The sequence below is a fragment of the Knoellia pratensis genome, assembly GCF_042666395.1.
Taxonomy (GTDB): domain Bacteria; phylum Actinomycetota; class Actinomycetes; order Actinomycetales; family Dermatophilaceae; genus Knoellia; species Knoellia pratensis.
This window is the reverse complement of the sequence record NZ_JBHTDJ010000001.1, coordinates 391381-406634: the sequence shown is the minus strand read 5'-3', so window position 1 is coordinate 406634 and position 15254 is coordinate 391381. Positions and strand designations below refer to the sequence as shown.

The following is a 15254-nucleotide window of genomic DNA, read 5'->3' as shown; positions in this document are numbered from 1 at the left end:
TGATCCTGTCTGTTCTTGACTTCAGAGTCAACTACCCGTGAACCAAGCCAAGGCTGAAGGGGTTTGACGGACGTCCCCCGAGCAGCAGGGCACCCACGGACTGCAGCACTTCGTCCTGGGCGATGACGTGTTGGCGCATCACCGTGACATCAGCCAGCCACCCGGCAAGCGGCGAACTGTGGCGGATCGCTTGGGTGGCCACCAGGTCCGTGAGGTCACTGAGTACCTCGCGCGCCATCCGAAAGGCATGGACACGCGCCAGGACTGGTGCAATCCGCAGCTCGTCAGACATCTGCTCACCAGCGGTCAAACACTGCCATTGCTCCTCAAGCCCGTGATAGACGGCGCGTCGAGCGATGTCGAGCTTCTGCTCAGCCTCGGCCACCGCGATCTGGACGCGGACGCTGTCCTTCCACGGTGTGCCGGTCGAGCGGTCAACCTTGGTGCCCGCCAGGCCCTTGACGTGGTCGATGGCTGCCCGTGTCACACCGAGGGGCACCCCCGGCATGTTGCGCAGGATGGCCTCAGGTGTGGCCTGGGCGCCGCTGTCGCGCGGTTTCGAGAAGGTGAACGATCGTTCCGTGGGAACGAACAGATCATCAAGTCGGTAGTCATGACTGCCCGAGCCCTGGAGGCCGGTCACGTTCCAGGTGTCGAGCAGGACGACGTCCGACCGCGGCACGATCATGATGCGCCAGAGGAACGGCATACCTTCCGGCCCGGCAACCGGCTCGCCGTTCTCGAAGACTCGGCACCCGGCGACAACCCAGTCCGCGTGGGTGATCCCGCTGCCAAAAGGCCACTGCCCCGTGACACGGTAGCCACCGTCGACCCGGTCAGCCCGACCGATCGGGAGGATGAGGCCAGCTGTGACCGTGTCGGGGTCGGAGAACAGGGCATCAGCGACCTCGGTATCGAGGAACTGTGCGTACAAGGGGGTATCCATCCCGATCATGGCGCACCATGCCGCAGAGGGGTCCCCCTGCGCGAGCAGCTCAACGACCTGCGTCTGCTCCATTGGCGTGAGGTCGGGGCCTCCGCGTTCCGCTGGAACTCCCATGCGGAAGACGCCGATGCCCTTCAGAAGTTCGACGACGTCGTTGGGCAGGCAGCCAGCCGCAGTGATGTCGGCGGAGGCGGCGCGAAGTGCAGGGATCGCGGCCTTGGCTCGCTCGATCACGTCGGCCGGTTTCACGGGTGCGGGCTGGCGAAGGATGTCTGGTGCCAGGGTCATGGGCGTTCCTCTCGAAGGTCGGAGTACCGACCGGATGCGAATACTCGGTCGGGATCAAGGGCGTTCTTGACGGCGCCGTTCACGGCCTGCGCCGTGGGGTTGACGAGTTCTGGCCCCGGGCCGAAGAGATCAGCGCCGAGGCGATAGGGCTGGTACCCGCGGTTGGAAAGGGTGCTTGCCAAGGACTCCAACCGATTCCAGGCCAGAGCGCGCGACCCCTCCTCCCTTGCGAACCGCACCGTGACCACGCAGTCGATGACCTCGGTGTCGAGGGCATTGAAGGTCACGCCGATCGGGGTGTCCATCGCTTGCTGCGCAACCAGGGCCGCGACCGCAGCAACCTGCGAACCGCGAAAGGGCACAAGGGGGAGATACATCAAGAAGCCGAGGCGCTCGTCGATCTCGTCCGCGGCGACACCCATCTTGCTTTCGAAGAGGTGGTCCGTCTCGTCGGGGTCGCCCTGGTAGCTGGCGGTCACTGCTCGATCGAGAGCACATTGCGACTCAGATCGGGCAGGGTCGCTGCCGATGTCCACCCCACCGAAGTGCCCGCTCACCCTGGCTCGCTCGATGAGCCAGCGTGAACTGGCGTCGACGATCTCCATGGGGCCGTCGACGTAGACGTGGGCAAGGTAGTGGCCCGATGTCGCCCCATACGGCGCGGCCGCGGCCGGGCTGTAGACCTTCACCACGGCGCGGGTCACCCCCTGCGTGACCCAGTGCCGCACCTCGTCCATGGCATCGGCAAGCGATCCCTCAGGAATCGTGAACTGCAGAAGTCGACCCGCCTCTGGTCGCGGAATGAGCCGGATGACTGCCGCGGTCACAGCTCCGAACGACGACTGTTGGAACGCCGGCAACAGGTCTGGCCCCAGACCGTGTCGATAACGAGCGGACTGGCCACCGTCGGGCCACCAACCGAGGTGGGAAAGCGAACCATCGGCCAGCACGACTTCCAGGCCAAGCACGTCCTCGGTGCGTTGGTGGCGCAGACCCACCCCTCGATCGAGAAGGTTCCCCACGATGCTGGTGTGTGCTGACGACACGGTGACATTGACCATCCACGACGTCGTGGACAGGGCACTCGCCAACTGACCCTGTGTCACCCCAGGCTCGACCACGGCATACCCACGATCGAGGTTGAGGTCGCGGATCGCGCTCATCCCCGCAAGGTCGATCGTGTCGACGGGGCCGCTCGCGGGCAATGACGAACCCATTCCCCAAGAGCGTCCAGTGCTCACGATGTGCAGGGGTGGGTCACCGGGTGTTCGCGAGCGGACGAGGCGCTGTACGTCTTCGACACTGGCCAGGCTGATGTGGTCGCGGATCTCTCGCTCGGGGGACATGCTGGCAGTGGTTCCCGGATCGGGACGTCGGGTGGGCACGGGTGATGCAGAGACAGACCACAGCAGGTTCATGGGCACCCGACCCCTGATTGCTCGCCGAGGCCCCACGGCGCACGCGGAGCCCGGAAGCGGCCATGGAGGAAGAGGAGTGGGGGTCGACCGATGGCGGATTCGGCATTCAGGACCTCACCGATCACCACCGTGTGATCGCCGGCCTCAACCAGACGGAAGAGCTCGCACTCCATCCAGCTGTGCCCGGACTTCACGAGCGCCCCCGTTCTGGGTCCAGGAACGAGACCCGCGCCGGCCAGAGCTTCCGCGCGCTCCTCCCGATCGCGGGAGAACCGCACCGCGAGGTCATCCCCGCCGAGGTCAAGGATCGAGACTCCCCACACCTGACAGGCGATCAGGTCCGCCAAGAACATCGAGTCGTTACGAAGGCAGACCGAGATCAACGGTGGCGCGAGGGAGACTGACGTGAGTGAGTTGACGGTGATCGCGTCGTGAACTCGCCGATCGCTCTCGTCAGTGAATGTCGTCGCCAGGCAGACGCCGGTCGCGAAGGAGCGCATGACCTGGCGGAGGCCGACGGCGCTCATCGCTGTCTGGGGGGCAAGTGTCGTGGTCACCGGTCGAGCCTGACAGCACCGAGGCGGGTCCTCTGGTGCGTTTGCGCACTGGTGTTTGCCAGTGTGCGCACGTCACTCCTCCTGAAATGAGGGCAGGCCAAGGATGAGGCACGCTGGTCGTATGGCAGCCCCAGGCGCAGATTCAATGGTCGACAAGGTGAAACGGATACAGGCTCTCGGGGCGGCTGAGGACTGGCTCGCGATCCTCGTGACGCAGTTTCCCGGCCGCACCCCGTCGAGTTCGCTGGTCAACGTCGGCCTGATCCCGCATCCGGTGACCGGGGACACCGTGCTGGCCTTCGTCTCGCGTGGAGGCACGGCCAAACTGCGCAATCTGCGCGCGATTCCCCAGGCATCCCTGGTCTTCCGCTCAGGCTGGGACTGGATCTCTGCGATCGGAGCTGCGGAGATCGTTGGCCCGGATGACCCACACGCGCGGATCGCCGCGACTGAGGTACCCGGGCTCTTGAGGACGATCTATGCCGCCGCAGGCGGCACCCACCCGGACATGGCGGCATACGACAGAGAAATGGTTGAGGATCGGCGAGCAGCTGTACTGATCACCCCGACCTCGTTCGTCACGAACCCGGTGCCCCACGATCGGGAGGACTGACGGGCCCGGCGACGTCACGCAGAAGCGGCCCGCGAGGTCACCTGGTTCTGCCGGGTCGCACTCGGAGGAACCCCGAAGTGCTCCCGGTAGGTCCGCGTGAAATGCGATGAGCCATTGAAACCCCACCTCTCACCGATCCCGGCGATGGTGACCTGGCTCCACGTGGGGTTCAGCAGGTCCGTCCGACAACGGTCAAGCCGCTCAGTGCGAATCCACTTCGCCGGCGTCATCGCTTGGTCGGCGAACAGCTGCTGCAGGTAGCGGACCGAGATGCGGAAGTGACGAGCGACGGTCAAGGGCGTCAGGTCCGGGTCGCGCAGGTTCTCTCGAATGTAGGCCTGGACGCTCATGAACTGAACCTGCCTCAGGGAGCATCGGTCGGTGGTCTCGAACTCGAGGCGTTCAGCGAACAGGGCGGTGGCGAGCCCACCGACGGTGAGGCCCATGCTCTCGGCGGCCACGCCTCGCGGCGCTCCGATGTTGGAGGCGATGGCCCGCAGCGTCTGGGAAACCACCGGGACCAGGCCGTGCGGCTTGGCCCATAGGTGGCCCGTCACCTTGTCGGTGCAATGAGGCGAGAGGCCGGCGAGAACATAGGGGATGCGGACGGCCATGAACGCCACTGGCTCCTGAGCTGCGAGCTGATAGGACCGCGACACGTCGACCGCGATGAGCTCGTCGACCCCGACAACCGTTGTGGTCCCCCTCTCCAGGAGCGTGAGGGATCCTTCGAGTGGCATGAACAGATAGACATACGCCGCGTCGGAGCCGGGCCGCGGCCGATGACGCACAGCGTGAGCGTCCGCACGGATCGTGCTGACTCGGACCCGGCCGTACTGCTCGACTGTGAGGTCACCGTTGCTGAAGGTGCGCTTGTCTCCGCACACCTCCAACGGTCCGCACCACTTGTTGACCGTCGTGCTCCATTCGGCGAGCGCGTGGTGCTCCCGTGCCGCGATTGTGGTTGTCACGTAGGTGCTCCCCGATGTGTAGGGACCGGTCGAGAGGACATCAGCCCGCACGCGTATGAGTACCACATGGGCGACGCCCGGCCGAACGATCCTCTGGCCAACGAGCACGAGGCGCGTTCATGGTTCGCAAAATCGCCAGAACCCTTTCGCAATCTGTAGGCCCTCAGGCTGGCACAGGGCCTACGTTCGCTGAGGTGGCCATCGCTGGGGTGGCCCGGAGGGAACAAGGGAAAGGCACATGCCCACATGACACTGTCGCTGGCGGTCATCGGAGCGGGGGCTTCGACGGTGGCGCTGCTCTGCGCCTTGCGTAGTGACCTTTCGCTCGAGCCCATGGACATCACCATCTTCGAGCCGTCGGCGCACTTGTGGAGGGGGCGCGCCTACCAGCCCGACGCCGACTGTGTCCTCGTGAACTCCGTTCCCACGGACATGTCGGTGGACGGGTCAGACCACGGGCATGTGGAGGACTGGCTGGCGGCGCGCCGGATCTTCTGCGGCCCGATGGAGTCCTTCGCCGACCCGGTGTCGCAGAGCGTGTTCATGCCCCGTCCCGTGTACGGCGACTACCTTGAGCAGTCGGCAAGACAAGCCCTTCTCGATCTGGCACGGCGGGGTTGGTCGGTCCGGATTGAACGTCGATCCGTGAAGGCGATCCAGCGCACCGACTCGCACTCACTCAGGGTCATCGCCGACGAATCTGGCCCAGAGTTCCTCGCGTTTGACCGTGTGGTGCTCGCCACCGGGGCAGGCCGACCGACGGATGTCTTTGGGCTCAGGGGAGTCCCTGGCTTCATCGCCGACCCGTACCCGGTTGCCGATCACCTTCGCCGAGTTGACCGCATGGACACCGTCGCAGTGATCGGGACCGGACTCACGGCCGTGGACGTGGCACTGGCCCTCAGGTCACAGGGGCACCAAGGCCCGATCCGGCTGCTCTCTCGCTCAGGTGCGCTTCCCGGTGTGAGGCAGCGCGCGGTCACCCTTGACCTCGCGCACTTCACCCGGGAGACGTTCGCCCGACTCCGTCATGAACAGGGATCACTCACCCTCACCGACGTGGTCAGGGTCTTTCGTCAGGAGCTGGAGCATTGGGGCGAATCCGACGAGCGGCTGGTCGACGAGCTGGCTCGGGTGCAGACCGAGGACGGCGTCTCGCGACTGCGGCGCCACCTCGGAGAGGTCGAGGACAGCTCGCTCGCGTTGCGCCTCGCCCAGCGCGCCATCCCGGAGGCCGGACCGGACATCTGGCCGTACCTGCCCGACGCGGAGCAGGACCTGCTCCTCTCGTCGCACTACCGAACGATGATGAGCATTTGCTGTCCCATGCCACCCCAAAGTGCGCGTCTGCTCGTCGACATGATCGATGGCGGGCAGCTGACTGTTGAGTCAGGGCTCCAACTGGTGGGGAAGGCAGCTCCGGCGCCGGGGTTCGAGGTCACGGTTCACGGACGCTCGTCAGTGGTGGACACCGTTGTCAGCGCAGTCAACGCACGGGTCCGCGGCTACTCCCCCGAGACCGCTGAGCTGGTCGACTCACTGGTGACAGATGGTCTTGCCCGACGGCACCGCCATGGGGGTCTCGTCACGGATCGAAGCACAAGTCGCGTTTCGTCACCCTCAGGCGAGGAGTCCGGCCTCTACACATTGGGCGATCCCGCGGCCGGGTCCCTGTTCTTCACCTTTGGCATCGAGTCCTTGGTCGATCGAGCCATCGACATCGCCTTGGACCTCTCGCTCCTGCAGCGCGGTGATGACCTGCCCACCCTTGCCATCCACTCGCCCATCCACGACCGCGACCCTGCGTCGCGAGCCGACCGAGGAGCCCTCGCATGACCACCGCTCAAGCCCCCGCCTATCTCGCCGACACCCACACCGGGTTGCCGCTTCCGACCCCACCCCGTTTTGCAGATCCTGCGGACGAGCGGGCGCATCGGAAGCTTCGCCTGACCGCAGCCTTGCGGATCTTCGGACGCCTGGGGTTCGGCGAGGGGATCTCTGGCCACATCTCGGTGCGCGATCCCGAGCACCGAGATCGCTTCTGGGTCAACCCTTTCGGCGTCTCGTTCAAGTTGATGACGCCAAGCGATCTCATCTGCGTGGACGCGAGCGGCGCCGTCGTCGAGGGCAAGCACCGGGTGAACCCGAGCGCCTTCGTGATTCACGCCGCCATCCACGAGCGGAACCCCGAGGCTGAAGCAGCGGCTCACGCTCACACCGTCAACTCGCGCGCGCTCGGCGCCCTGGAGAGGGTGCTCGAGCCGCTCGATCAGGAATCAGCCGCGTTCTACGAGGATCACGTCCTCTACACCGGCTACGAGGGGCCCTCGGTCAGCCTTGAGCAGGGCCAGGACATCGCAGATCACCTGGGCGATGCCAAGGCGATCCTGCTCAAGCACCACGGCCTGATCACGGTCGGCTCCACCCTCGAAGCTGCGATTCATTGGTTCTTGACCTTTGACAGCTGCGCCGAGGTCCAGCTGGCGGCCCTGGCCGCAGGCACCCCGGTGCCGATGACACGCGAGCAGGCCCTCAGCGCGAAGGACGGCTTCGGTGACAACCAGTTGGCTTGGTTCTCCTTCCAGCTGCTCTATGACGAGTTGGCCCACGAGCAGCCCGATGTCTTCGGCCATGCCTGAGAAGGCGGACCCCGACCAGGGGTGAGGGGGCGGACGCAAGGGGGGAAAAGACGGAGGCGGTATGCCGGGTGGGCACCCGGCATACCGCCTCTCGCGTGTGTGACCCGAAGGGTCAGTGCTTGTCGTGGCCCTTGTCGATGTTGGGGGTCGAGAGGTCGGAACCCTCGGACGTGCCCGACGTGGAGGGAGCGGAGCCGTCGGCCCATTCGCCCGCACTGGACCAGGCGTCGCCCTCGACGGTCTCGGTCGTGGGCTCGCCACCGAACTCCGAAGCCTGCGCCTCGTCGGCGAGCTCGTCTGCCTTGGCCGCTGCCGCGCCCTTGGCGGACTCGACCTTGTCAGCGGCCTTGTCGGACGCGGCGTCCTTGGCCCCGGCGGCCTTCTCCTTGACGGCCGAACCCGCAGCAGCAGCCTTGTCCTTGGCGGCGGTGGCGAGGTCGGTCACCTTGTCGCTGACCGACGCACCGTTGGACGCGGAGTGACCGCCAACGGTCGACGCGCGGCCACCGGCCGGCGGGGTGTAGGCGCCCGCGGTCGCCCACGGGTCCTTCTTCTCTGTCGACTTCTTCCACGCGAGGGCCGCGGCACCCGCAGCGAGCAGGCCGAGGACGAGCAGTCCCTTGCCACCACGCCTGCTCTGCTTGGCGACAGCGTCGCCCTTGAGCACGTGGTACGCGTCGGGTGCACGCTCGGCAGCCTCGGACGCAGCGCCCTTGGCAGCGGCGGCTCCGGCAATGACGGTCGCGAGCGCGGACGCCAGCTTGGGGACGATGTCGTCGATGAAGGTGTCCTTGGCGTCCTGAACCTTCGGCGCGAGGTTGTCAGCAGCCTCCTGGACGCGGGGCGCGGCCTGGTCGGCGTACGCGCGAGCCGTCTCGCGGGCACTCTCGACGTGCGGCGCAGCCTTGTCGCGGAGGTCGGCGACGCGCGACGTGAAGTCTGCGGCGGTGGACTGTGCCGCCGACGTGGCGTCGGATGCGGTGGAGGCGGCAGTTTCGACGCGAGCGGCCACCGCTTCGCGCGCCTTCTCGGTCTTGCTCTTGGTGCGGAACACAGCGTTCTCCTATCGAGGGACGATTGAACGACTGCTTCCCATCAAACACTGTTTCCGCTGGTCATGACAGTCGGGGCACCCCCCAAGACCACATCTCGGGTATGCCGTCCGCCCCCCTTCGCGCCCCCCTCACCTCCGCATTTGCGCACCCGTCGAGCACCCATAGAGTGGAGGCATGAAGGCATCTCTCAAGACCAACCACGGCACCATCAACCTGAACCTCTTCGCGGACCAGGCTCCCAAGACGGTCAAGACCATCACCGGCCTCGCCACGGGCGAGCTCGAGTTCAAGGACGACGCGGGTCGCACCAACCCCGACCGCTTCTATGACGGTCTGATCTTCCACCGCATCATCCCCGGCTTCATGATCCAGGGCGGCGACCCGCTCGGCCAGGGCTTCGGTGGCCCCGGCTTCGCGTTCGACGACGAGATCCACCCGGAGCTCCAGTTCGACCGCCCCTACCTCCTCGCCATGGCCAATGCCGGCAAGCAGATGGGCAAGGGCACCAACGGCTCGCAGTTCTTCATCACCGTGACGCCGACCCCGCACCTCAACGGCAAGCACACCATCTTCGGTGAGGTGGCTGACCAGGAGAGCCGCGACGTCGTCGACAAGATCGCGGCCGTCCAGACCGGTGGTCAGGACAAGCCCAAGAACGACGTCATCATCGAGAGCTTCGACATCGAGGCCTGAGCACCCCTCACAGCTTCAACGCGTGAGTTCGACTTCGTGCCCCGCACGGACACAACGACGGAGGCCTTCGGCCGACGGATCGTGTCCGAGCGGGGCACGAAGTCGTCTTCAGGGGTGGTGGCGCGTTCAGGGAAGGTCCAGAGTGCGCCACTAGACTCGGGATGGTGAGTGAGCCCACGGCATACGAACAGCCCGGTGCCCCGGAAGAGGTCCCGGTCTGCCCGCGCCACACCGACCGCGTGTCCTACGTCCGCTGCCAACGATGCGGACGGCCGGTCTGCCCCGAGTGCCAGCGCGCCGCCGCCGTCGGGGTGCAGTGCGTCGACTGTGTCCGCGAGGGCGCGAAGACGATCCGGCAGGGGCGCACGATCTTCGGCGGAGACGTCGCCGCGATCGGTGGACGTCCGCTCGTCACGATGACGATCATCGGGATCTGTGTGGCCGTGTTCGTCGGGCAGATGGCGATGCCGGGCCTGACCAACGACGTGGCGTTCGCGCCCTACCTCGGCGACACCGAGCCGTGGCGCTTCCTCACGTCGGCGTTCGCGCACGCCCCGAACAACTTCCTCCACATCGGCTTCAACATGTGGGCGCTGTGGATGATGGGCCAGTACCTCGAGCCGATGCTCGGTCGGGCCCGGTTCGCGGCGCTCTATCTGATCAGCGCGTTCGGTGGGTCGGTCGTCTACCTGCTCCTGGCGTTCCCGAGGACGGCCGACCAGGTGAGCGTCGAGGGCTACGGCCCGTGGGAGACCGCGGCCGTCGGGGCGTCGGGCGCGGTGTTCGGGCTGTTCGGCGCGTTCCTCATCCTGCAGCGCCGGCTCGGTCGGTCAGCCGCGACGATGTACGCGACCATCGCCATCAACGGGGTCATCGGGTTCGTCGTCCCGAACATTGCCTGGCAGGCGCACCTCGGCGGGTTCCTTGTCGGCATGGCGTGCGCCGCGGTCTTCGCCTACCTGGGCAAGCGGCCCGAGGTCGGCGGCACGCAGCGGGCGAGCTTCGCCATCCACTGGATCGCGCTCACCGGCATCACGGTGCTGCTCGCCGTGCTCGCCGTGGTCAAGTACGCACTCACCACCTCCCCCATCTGACCCGGACCGACTTCGTGCCCCGCACGGACACGCTCCGTCGGCCGTAGGCCTCCTTGGCGTGTCCGTGCGGGGCACGAAGTCGGGGGTGAGGGGGCTGTGGATTACATCGGTGTCATTCATCCACATTGGGGACAACCCCTGTGGACAACTCGCGCGTTGTCCACAGAACTGTCCACACGGCATACGCCCAGGTCTGCGGTGAACACAGCGAAACGGCCCCCGACCACGAAGGTCAGGGGCCGTTCAGCGTTGCGGGGGCGTGGCGTCAGCGCCAGCGCGTCGTCATGAGGAAGCCGGCCATCATGAAGGCGAACCCGGCGCCGAGGTTCCAGCGGTGGAGCGACGGGACGGGGTACTCCTTCGCGCCGGAGATGTAATAGGTCACGACCCACAGGAGCCCAATGACCATCAGCGCGAGCATGAGCGGCACGAACCAGCGCGGGTTCGGCTTGGTGACGCGGCTCTGCGCCGTGCGGGGCGGGGTGTATGCGGGCTTCGCGCGGCCCTTGGACTCTGGCACGGACTGTCTCCTTGGCGTGTGGTGTCGTGGCCTAGCGTAGAGCCTGAACAGGAAGAGGGGGTGACCCGTGGTCCAAGGCAAGGCGTTCCTCACCACGCGACCCGGCCCATGGTCGGTGCTCGTGCCGATCGTGGCCGTCATCGCGGGCATCCTGTTTGCGACCAGTGGCTCGGCCGCGCAGGGGCGCAGCCTGCGTTCCGATGCCGCTGGACTGCCCGACATCATTCGCGAGAAGACGCAGGACAACAAGCGGATGATCGGCGAGCTGGGCAAGCTCACGACCGAGGTTGATGACCTCACCCACGACGGGGCACCCGGCAACGCCGCCGTTGCAGGTCTCGAGAAGAAGGCCGATGCGCTGGGTGTCAGTGCCGGTCGCACCGCCGTCCAGGGCCCGGTCGTCGAGGTCCAGCTCAACGACTCCAAACTGCCCACCGACCGGATCCCCGAAGGCTTGACTGCCGATGCCCTCGTCGTCCACCAGCAGGACGTCCAGGCTGTGGTCAACGCGTTCTGGGCCGGCGGTGCCGAGGCGATGATGATCCAGGACCAGCGGATCGTCGCGACGAGCGCGGTTCGCTGCGTCGGCAACACCCTCATCCTCCAGGGCCGCGTCTACTCGCCGCCCTATCGCATCCGAGCCATCGGCGACCCGGCCACGCTGCGCGACATCCTGACCCAGTCGCCCGAGATCCAGATCTACCAGGAGTACGTCAGGGCCGTCGGCCTGGGCTACGAGGTGACGACGCACGATCGACAGGAGTTCCCGGCATACGCGGGGTCGATCACGCCTGAGTACGCCACGGTGAAGAAGTGAGTCGCCACGGTCACCCTCGGCGCGGTGGCGGCGTGCTGGGAGTCATCGGCGAGGTGTTCATGACGCTCGGGGCTCTCGTCGTGCTCTTCGTCGTGTGGCAGGTGTGGTGGACCGACGTCCAATCCGACAAGGTGCACGCCGCAACGGTGTCGACGCTGTCGCGCGAGTTCGCCGCGGCACCGGCACCGGCGCCGGGGCCCGGCTCGGGCACTGCTGGTGCTGCGAAGGTTCCGGCCGGGGCGTTCGCGATCGTGCGGGTGCCGCGCTTCGGTGCCGACTACGCGCGCCCGCTGGTGGAGGGCACGAGGGCCAAGCAACTGGCCGAAGGCCTGGGTCACTATGTCGGCACGGCCGGGCCGGGCGAGGTCGGCAACTTCGCCATCGCCGGGCACCGCACGACCTACGGCAAGCCGCTCAGCCAGATCGACCGCCTGCGCAACGGCGATCGGATCATCGTCGAGACCGCCGCGGGATGGACCGTGTATGCCGTGTCGAGCCACGAGATCGTCCGTCCCTGGCAGTCCGAGGTCATCGCGCCCGTGCCCGGCGATCGCAGTGCCAAGCCGACGAAGCGCCTGCTGACCTTCACCTCGTGCCACCCCAAGTTCAGCGCGAAGCAGCGGTGGGTCGTGCACGCCGAACTCGTCGAGACCCGCTCCAGGGCGCAGGGCGCGCCGTCGCTCGCCGTCGCGGTGACCGGTGCGGCCACGAACGGAGCAACCTGATGTATGCCGCCCTCTGGCGTGTGCTTCCCGGTCCCGTCCCGCTCAAGGCCCTGCTGCTCGTGGCTTTGCTCGCGGGCGTCGTCGTGGTGTGCTTCGAGTGGTTCTTCCCGCTGGTCGCGTCGTGGCTGCCCTACGACGAGACCACAGTTGGCGCTGACACTGGTGCCAGTGCCCTTCTGCCCCAGCTGTTTTCGCACCGTGAGGTCCTTTGATGATGAACGACACCAGCGCACCGAATGCCGCCAATGCGCCGAGCGCACCGACCAGTCGCATTCTCGTGATCGACAACTACGACTCGTTCGTCTTCACGATCGTGGGCTACCTCGAGCAGCTCGGCGCGGAGTGCACCGTCGTGCGCAACGACGCGATCGCGCCGGCTGACGGTGCCGACTTCGACGGCGTCCTCGTCTCACCCGGCCCGGGCACGCCCGAGGAAGCCGGTGTCTCAATGGCGATGATCGAGGCGTGCGGCGAGCGGTCCCAGCCGATGCTCGGCGTCTGCCTCGGACACCAGGCGCTCGGCGTCGTGGCCGGCGGGGTGGTCGGGCGCGCTCCCGAACTGCTCCACGGCAAGACCTCGCTCGTGCACCACTCGGGCGTGGGCGTGCTCGCGGGATTGCCGACACCGTTCACCGCGACGCGCTACCACTCGCTGACGATCGACCCGCCGTCCCTGCCCGACGCACTCATCGGCACCGGCCACACCGAGAGCGGCATCATCATGGCCGTCCAGCACCGCGACCTGCCGCTGCACGGGGTGCAGTTCCACCCCGAGTCCGTCCTCACCCAGGGCGGTCACCGGCTCCTCGCCAACTGGCTGGAGGTGTGCGGCGACGCCAGCGCGGTCGAGCGTTCCCACGGGCTCAGCCCACTCGTCCACGACGGCGCCGACGTCGCAGCCAGAGTCGCCGGCTGACCTGCCCCCGACTTCGTGCCCCGCACGGACAGGCGCGGGGCCCTACGGGCCGAGCGCGCCTGTCCGTGCGGGGCACGAAGTGGGTTGGGAAGTGTCCGTGCGGGGCACGAAGTGGGTTTGCGGGGGGCTAGGGGGTGGGCGGGATCGTCGGCGTGGACGAGTCGGTGGGCGTGGGGCTCGGCGTGCCCGAGGGTGACGGTGACCCGGACGATGACGATGACGGTGTCGTGGTCACCGGCGGCGGCGGGAGCTTCTGCGCGACGACGATCGTCACCACCGATCCCACGGCCACCTTCTCGTCCTTGCCCGGCTTCTGGTCGACGACCGTGCCCTCCTTGGCGCGCGAGGTCTGCCGGTAGTCGGTCTTGGGGGTGAGTCCCAGGTTGATGAGCGCGGCCGCCGCCTCGTCCTGGGTCTTCCCCTTGAGGTCCGGGAGGACGACCAGACCCGTGGCGACACTGACGTTGACGATCGACCCGGGCGGACGTGACGTCCCGAGGGTCGGGTCGCTCGACACGATCCTGTCCTTGGGCTGGTCGTCGGTGTCGACCTTGGTGGTCGTCCCGATCGCGAGCTTGGCCGTCGTCAGGGCTTCGGTCGCCTCGGCGACGGTCATGCCCCTGAGGTCGGGCACGGTCACGGCGTTGGGCCCGGTCGAGATGACGATCGCGACCTTCGTCGTCTCGGGGTCAATGCGTGTGCCGGCCCCGGGGGTTTGCTCGATGACCGAGTCCTCGGGGACGGTGTCGCTCTTCGCCGTCGTCTCGGTGAAGCCGAGTTTGGCGTCGCTCAACAACTTCAGCGCAGTCGCTCGAGGCTTGCCTTCGAGAACCGGAACGGAGACCTTCTTGGCGTCCTCGCGCATCTGGAGGTACTGCGAACCACCGAAGCCGAGCAGGGCCAGCGCGGCGATGATGCCGACCGTGAGCATGACGTAGGTGGCACCACGGCGCCGACCTCGCTCCGCCGGGTCCACCGCGGCGGGGAACGTCGACGTCGTCGACCCGGGCGCAGCCCCGGGTGAGCCGTCCCGGGGACGGGTGGTGGCGGCATACACCTCGGTTGGTTCGGACGTGCTGATTGCGGCGGGACCGGCGGCGAGTGCGGCCAGTGATGCCATCGCGGCAGCGCTGATCGGGCGCCCGAGGCGGGCGGCCTGGAGGTCGTTGCGGAAGGCACCGGCGTCCTGGTAGCGCTTCTCGCGGTCCTTGGCGAGGGAATGCAGGACGACGGCGTCCAGATCCTCGCTGATGGTGTTCTCGCGGGCCGAGGGGGCGACCGGCTGTTCGCCGACGTGCTGGTAGGCGATGGAGACGGGGCTGTCGCCGACGAACGGCGGGCGGCCGACGAGGAGTTCGTAGAGCATGCAGCCAGCGGAGTAGAGGTCCGAGCGCGCGTCGACGGTCTGACCCTGCGCCTGCTCGGGTGAGAGGTACTGCGCGGTGCCGATGACGGCCTGCGTCTGCGTCATCGTGGCCGCGGTGTCGGCGATGGCCCGGGCGATCCCGAAGTCCATGACCTTGATCGTGCCGTCCTTGGCGATCATCACGTTGGCCGGCTTGATGTCGCGGTGGACGATGCCCATGCGGTGGCTGTAGGCGAGCGCGTCGAGGACCCCCTCGGTGACACGGGACGCTTCCTCGGCGGGCAGATGGTCGCGGTCCGTGAGGATCTCGCGCAGCGTGCGTCCCTGGACGTACTCCATGACCATGTAGGGCACGGCGACCTTGGCCCCGCCGGACTCGATCGAGTGTTCCTCACCCGAGTCGTAGACGGCCACGATGGAGGCGTGGTTGAGCCCGGCCGAGGACTGCGCCTCGCGCCGGAACCGCTTGATGAAGGACTGGTCGCGCGCCAGGTCGCTGCGCAACATCTTGATGGCGACCTGACGCCCCAGACGGGTGTCGTGGCCGAGGTGCACCTCGGCCATGCCACCACGGCCGATGAGTTCCCCCACTTCGTAGCGGCCCCCGAGCAGCAGGGGATCCTCGCTCATTGCTTC

General features: G+C 67.2%; 16 protein-coding genes. 9 read left to right on the top strand and 7 right to left on the bottom strand.

Annotated features, from left to right (window positions below; genetic code table 11):
- Positions 1-31: 31 nt before the first annotated feature.
- From ACFQRE_RS01900 to ACFQRE_RS01890, 3 genes are all read right to left on the bottom strand, one after another.
- A complete protein-coding gene (locus ACFQRE_RS01900) occupies positions 32-1234 on the bottom strand; it encodes an acyl-CoA dehydrogenase family protein (protein ID WP_380118256.1) in 1203 nt (400 codons plus the stop codon).
- A complete protein-coding gene (locus ACFQRE_RS01895; protein WP_380118253.1) occupies positions 1231-2580 on the bottom strand; it encodes an FAD-binding oxidoreductase in 1350 nt (449 codons plus the stop codon). The genes ACFQRE_RS01900 and ACFQRE_RS01895 overlap by 4 nt, the downstream gene beginning before the upstream one ends.
- 68 nt (positions 2581-2648) lie before the next feature.
- Entirely contained in the window at positions 2649-3209 is a 561-nt protein-coding gene (locus ACFQRE_RS01890) for a flavin reductase family protein (protein WP_380118250.1), read from the bottom strand.
- A 145-nt stretch (positions 3210-3354) separates the two neighbouring features.
- Here ACFQRE_RS01890 and ACFQRE_RS01885 point away from each other — a divergent pair, with 145 nt between their 5' ends.
- Positions 3355-3822, top strand: a complete 468-nt coding sequence (locus ACFQRE_RS01885) for a pyridoxamine 5'-phosphate oxidase family protein (protein ID WP_380118247.1) — start codon at positions 3355-3357, stop codon at positions 3820-3822.
- Between the two features lie 14 nt (positions 3823-3836).
- Here ACFQRE_RS01885 and ACFQRE_RS01880 read toward each other — a convergent pair whose 3' ends face one another.
- Complete coding sequence (locus ACFQRE_RS01880) at positions 3837-4793, bottom strand: helix-turn-helix domain-containing protein (RefSeq protein ID WP_380118244.1); 957 nt, start codon at positions 4791-4793, stop codon at positions 3837-3839.
- Positions 4794-5039: 246 nt separating this feature from the next.
- On the opposite strand from ACFQRE_RS01880, the gene ACFQRE_RS01875 reads away from it, so the two are divergent.
- Positions 5040-6629 (top strand): FAD/NAD(P)-binding protein, encoded by a 1590-nt coding sequence (locus ACFQRE_RS01875; RefSeq protein WP_380118241.1) that lies wholly within the window; start codon positions 5040-5042, stop codon positions 6627-6629.
- Complete coding sequence (locus tag ACFQRE_RS01870; RefSeq protein ID WP_380118238.1) at positions 6626-7432, top strand: class II aldolase/adducin family protein; 807 nt, start codon at positions 6626-6628, stop codon at positions 7430-7432. Before ACFQRE_RS01875 ends, ACFQRE_RS01870 begins: the two co-directional genes overlap by 4 nt.
- A 112-nt stretch (positions 7433-7544) precedes the next feature.
- Here the strand turns inward: ACFQRE_RS01870 and ACFQRE_RS01865 are convergent, their stop codons facing one another.
- Positions 7545-8486, bottom strand: coding sequence for a hypothetical protein (locus ACFQRE_RS01865; RefSeq protein WP_380118236.1), 942 nt, complete (start codon positions 8484-8486; stop codon positions 7545-7547).
- A gap of 175 nt (positions 8487-8661) precedes the next feature.
- Between ACFQRE_RS01865 and ACFQRE_RS01860 the strand changes: the two genes are divergently transcribed.
- Together ACFQRE_RS01860 and ACFQRE_RS01855 are read left to right on the top strand one after the other, a co-directional pair.
- Complete coding sequence (locus ACFQRE_RS01860; protein ID WP_380118233.1) at positions 8662-9180, top strand: peptidylprolyl isomerase; 519 nt, start codon at positions 8662-8664, stop codon at positions 9178-9180.
- A 161-nt stretch (positions 9181-9341) separates the two neighbouring features.
- Complete coding sequence (locus ACFQRE_RS01855; RefSeq protein WP_380118230.1) at positions 9342-10274, top strand: rhomboid family intramembrane serine protease; 933 nt, start codon at positions 9342-9344, stop codon at positions 10272-10274.
- 265 nt (positions 10275-10539) lie between these two features.
- On the opposite strand, the gene ACFQRE_RS01850 is transcribed toward ACFQRE_RS01855, so the two are convergent.
- Positions 10540-10794, bottom strand: coding sequence for a cell division protein CrgA (locus ACFQRE_RS01850; RefSeq protein ID WP_380118227.1), 255 nt, complete (start codon positions 10792-10794; stop codon positions 10540-10542).
- A 67-nt stretch (positions 10795-10861) separates the two neighbouring features.
- Here ACFQRE_RS01850 and ACFQRE_RS01845 point away from each other — a divergent pair, with 67 nt between their 5' ends.
- The 4 genes from ACFQRE_RS01845 to ACFQRE_RS01830 are packed head-to-tail and all read left to right on the top strand — an operon-like array spanning position 10862 to position 13252.
- A complete protein-coding gene (locus ACFQRE_RS01845; RefSeq protein ID WP_380118224.1) occupies positions 10862-11611 on the top strand; it encodes a DUF881 domain-containing protein in 750 nt (249 codons plus the stop codon).
- Positions 11608-12336 (top strand): class E sortase, encoded by a 729-nt coding sequence (locus ACFQRE_RS01840; protein WP_380118221.1) that lies wholly within the window; start codon positions 11608-11610, stop codon positions 12334-12336. Before ACFQRE_RS01845 ends, ACFQRE_RS01840 begins: the two co-directional genes overlap by 4 nt.
- Entirely contained in the window at positions 12336-12548 is a 213-nt protein-coding gene (locus ACFQRE_RS01835) for a hypothetical protein (RefSeq protein ID WP_380118219.1), read from the top strand. Before ACFQRE_RS01840 ends, ACFQRE_RS01835 begins: the two co-directional genes overlap by 1 nt.
- Before the next feature lie 2 nt (positions 12549-12550).
- Complete coding sequence (locus ACFQRE_RS01830) at positions 12551-13252, top strand: aminodeoxychorismate/anthranilate synthase component II (protein ID WP_380118216.1); 702 nt, start codon at positions 12551-12553, stop codon at positions 13250-13252.
- Between the two features lie 127 nt (positions 13253-13379).
- Here the strand turns inward: ACFQRE_RS01830 and pknB are convergent, their stop codons facing one another.
- Entirely contained in the window at positions 13380-15248 is a 1869-nt protein-coding gene (gene pknB, locus ACFQRE_RS01825) for a Stk1 family PASTA domain-containing Ser/Thr kinase (protein ID WP_380118214.1), read from the bottom strand.
- Positions 15249-15254: the final 6 nt, after the last annotated feature.

What these genes read in the sequence shown, in the direction of transcription:
- ACFQRE_RS01875 (WP_380118241.1), top strand. Translation starts at nt 5,040, where the DNA reads ATGACACTGTCGCTGGCGGTCATCGGAGCGGGGGCTTCGACGGTGGCG.
- ACFQRE_RS01835 (WP_380118219.1), top strand. Translation starts at nt 12,336, where the DNA reads ATGTATGCCGCCCTCTGGCGTGTGCTTCCCGGTCCCGTCCCGCTCAAG.
- ACFQRE_RS01895 (WP_380118253.1), bottom strand. Translation starts at nt 2,580, where the DNA reads ATGTCCCCCGAGCGAGAGATCCGCGACCACATCAGCCTGGCCAGTGTC.
- ACFQRE_RS01855 (WP_380118230.1), top strand. Translation starts at nt 9,342, where the DNA reads ATGGTGAGTGAGCCCACGGCATACGAACAGCCCGGTGCCCCGGAAGAG.
- ACFQRE_RS01870 (WP_380118238.1), top strand. Translation starts at nt 6,626, where the DNA reads ATGACCACCGCTCAAGCCCCCGCCTATCTCGCCGACACCCACACCGGG.
- ACFQRE_RS01900 (WP_380118256.1), bottom strand. Translation starts at nt 1,234, where the DNA reads ATGACCCTGGCACCAGACATCCTTCGCCAGCCCGCACCCGTGAAACCG.
- pknB (WP_380118214.1), bottom strand. Translation starts at nt 15,248, where the DNA reads ATGAGCGAGGATCCCCTGCTGCTCGGGGGCCGCTACGAAGTGGGGGAA.
- ACFQRE_RS01860 (WP_380118233.1), top strand. Translation starts at nt 8,662, where the DNA reads ATGAAGGCATCTCTCAAGACCAACCACGGCACCATCAACCTGAACCTC.
- ACFQRE_RS01885 (WP_380118247.1), top strand. Translation starts at nt 3,355, where the DNA reads ATGGTCGACAAGGTGAAACGGATACAGGCTCTCGGGGCGGCTGAGGAC.
- ACFQRE_RS01830 (WP_380118216.1), top strand. Translation starts at nt 12,551, where the DNA reads ATGAACGACACCAGCGCACCGAATGCCGCCAATGCGCCGAGCGCACCG.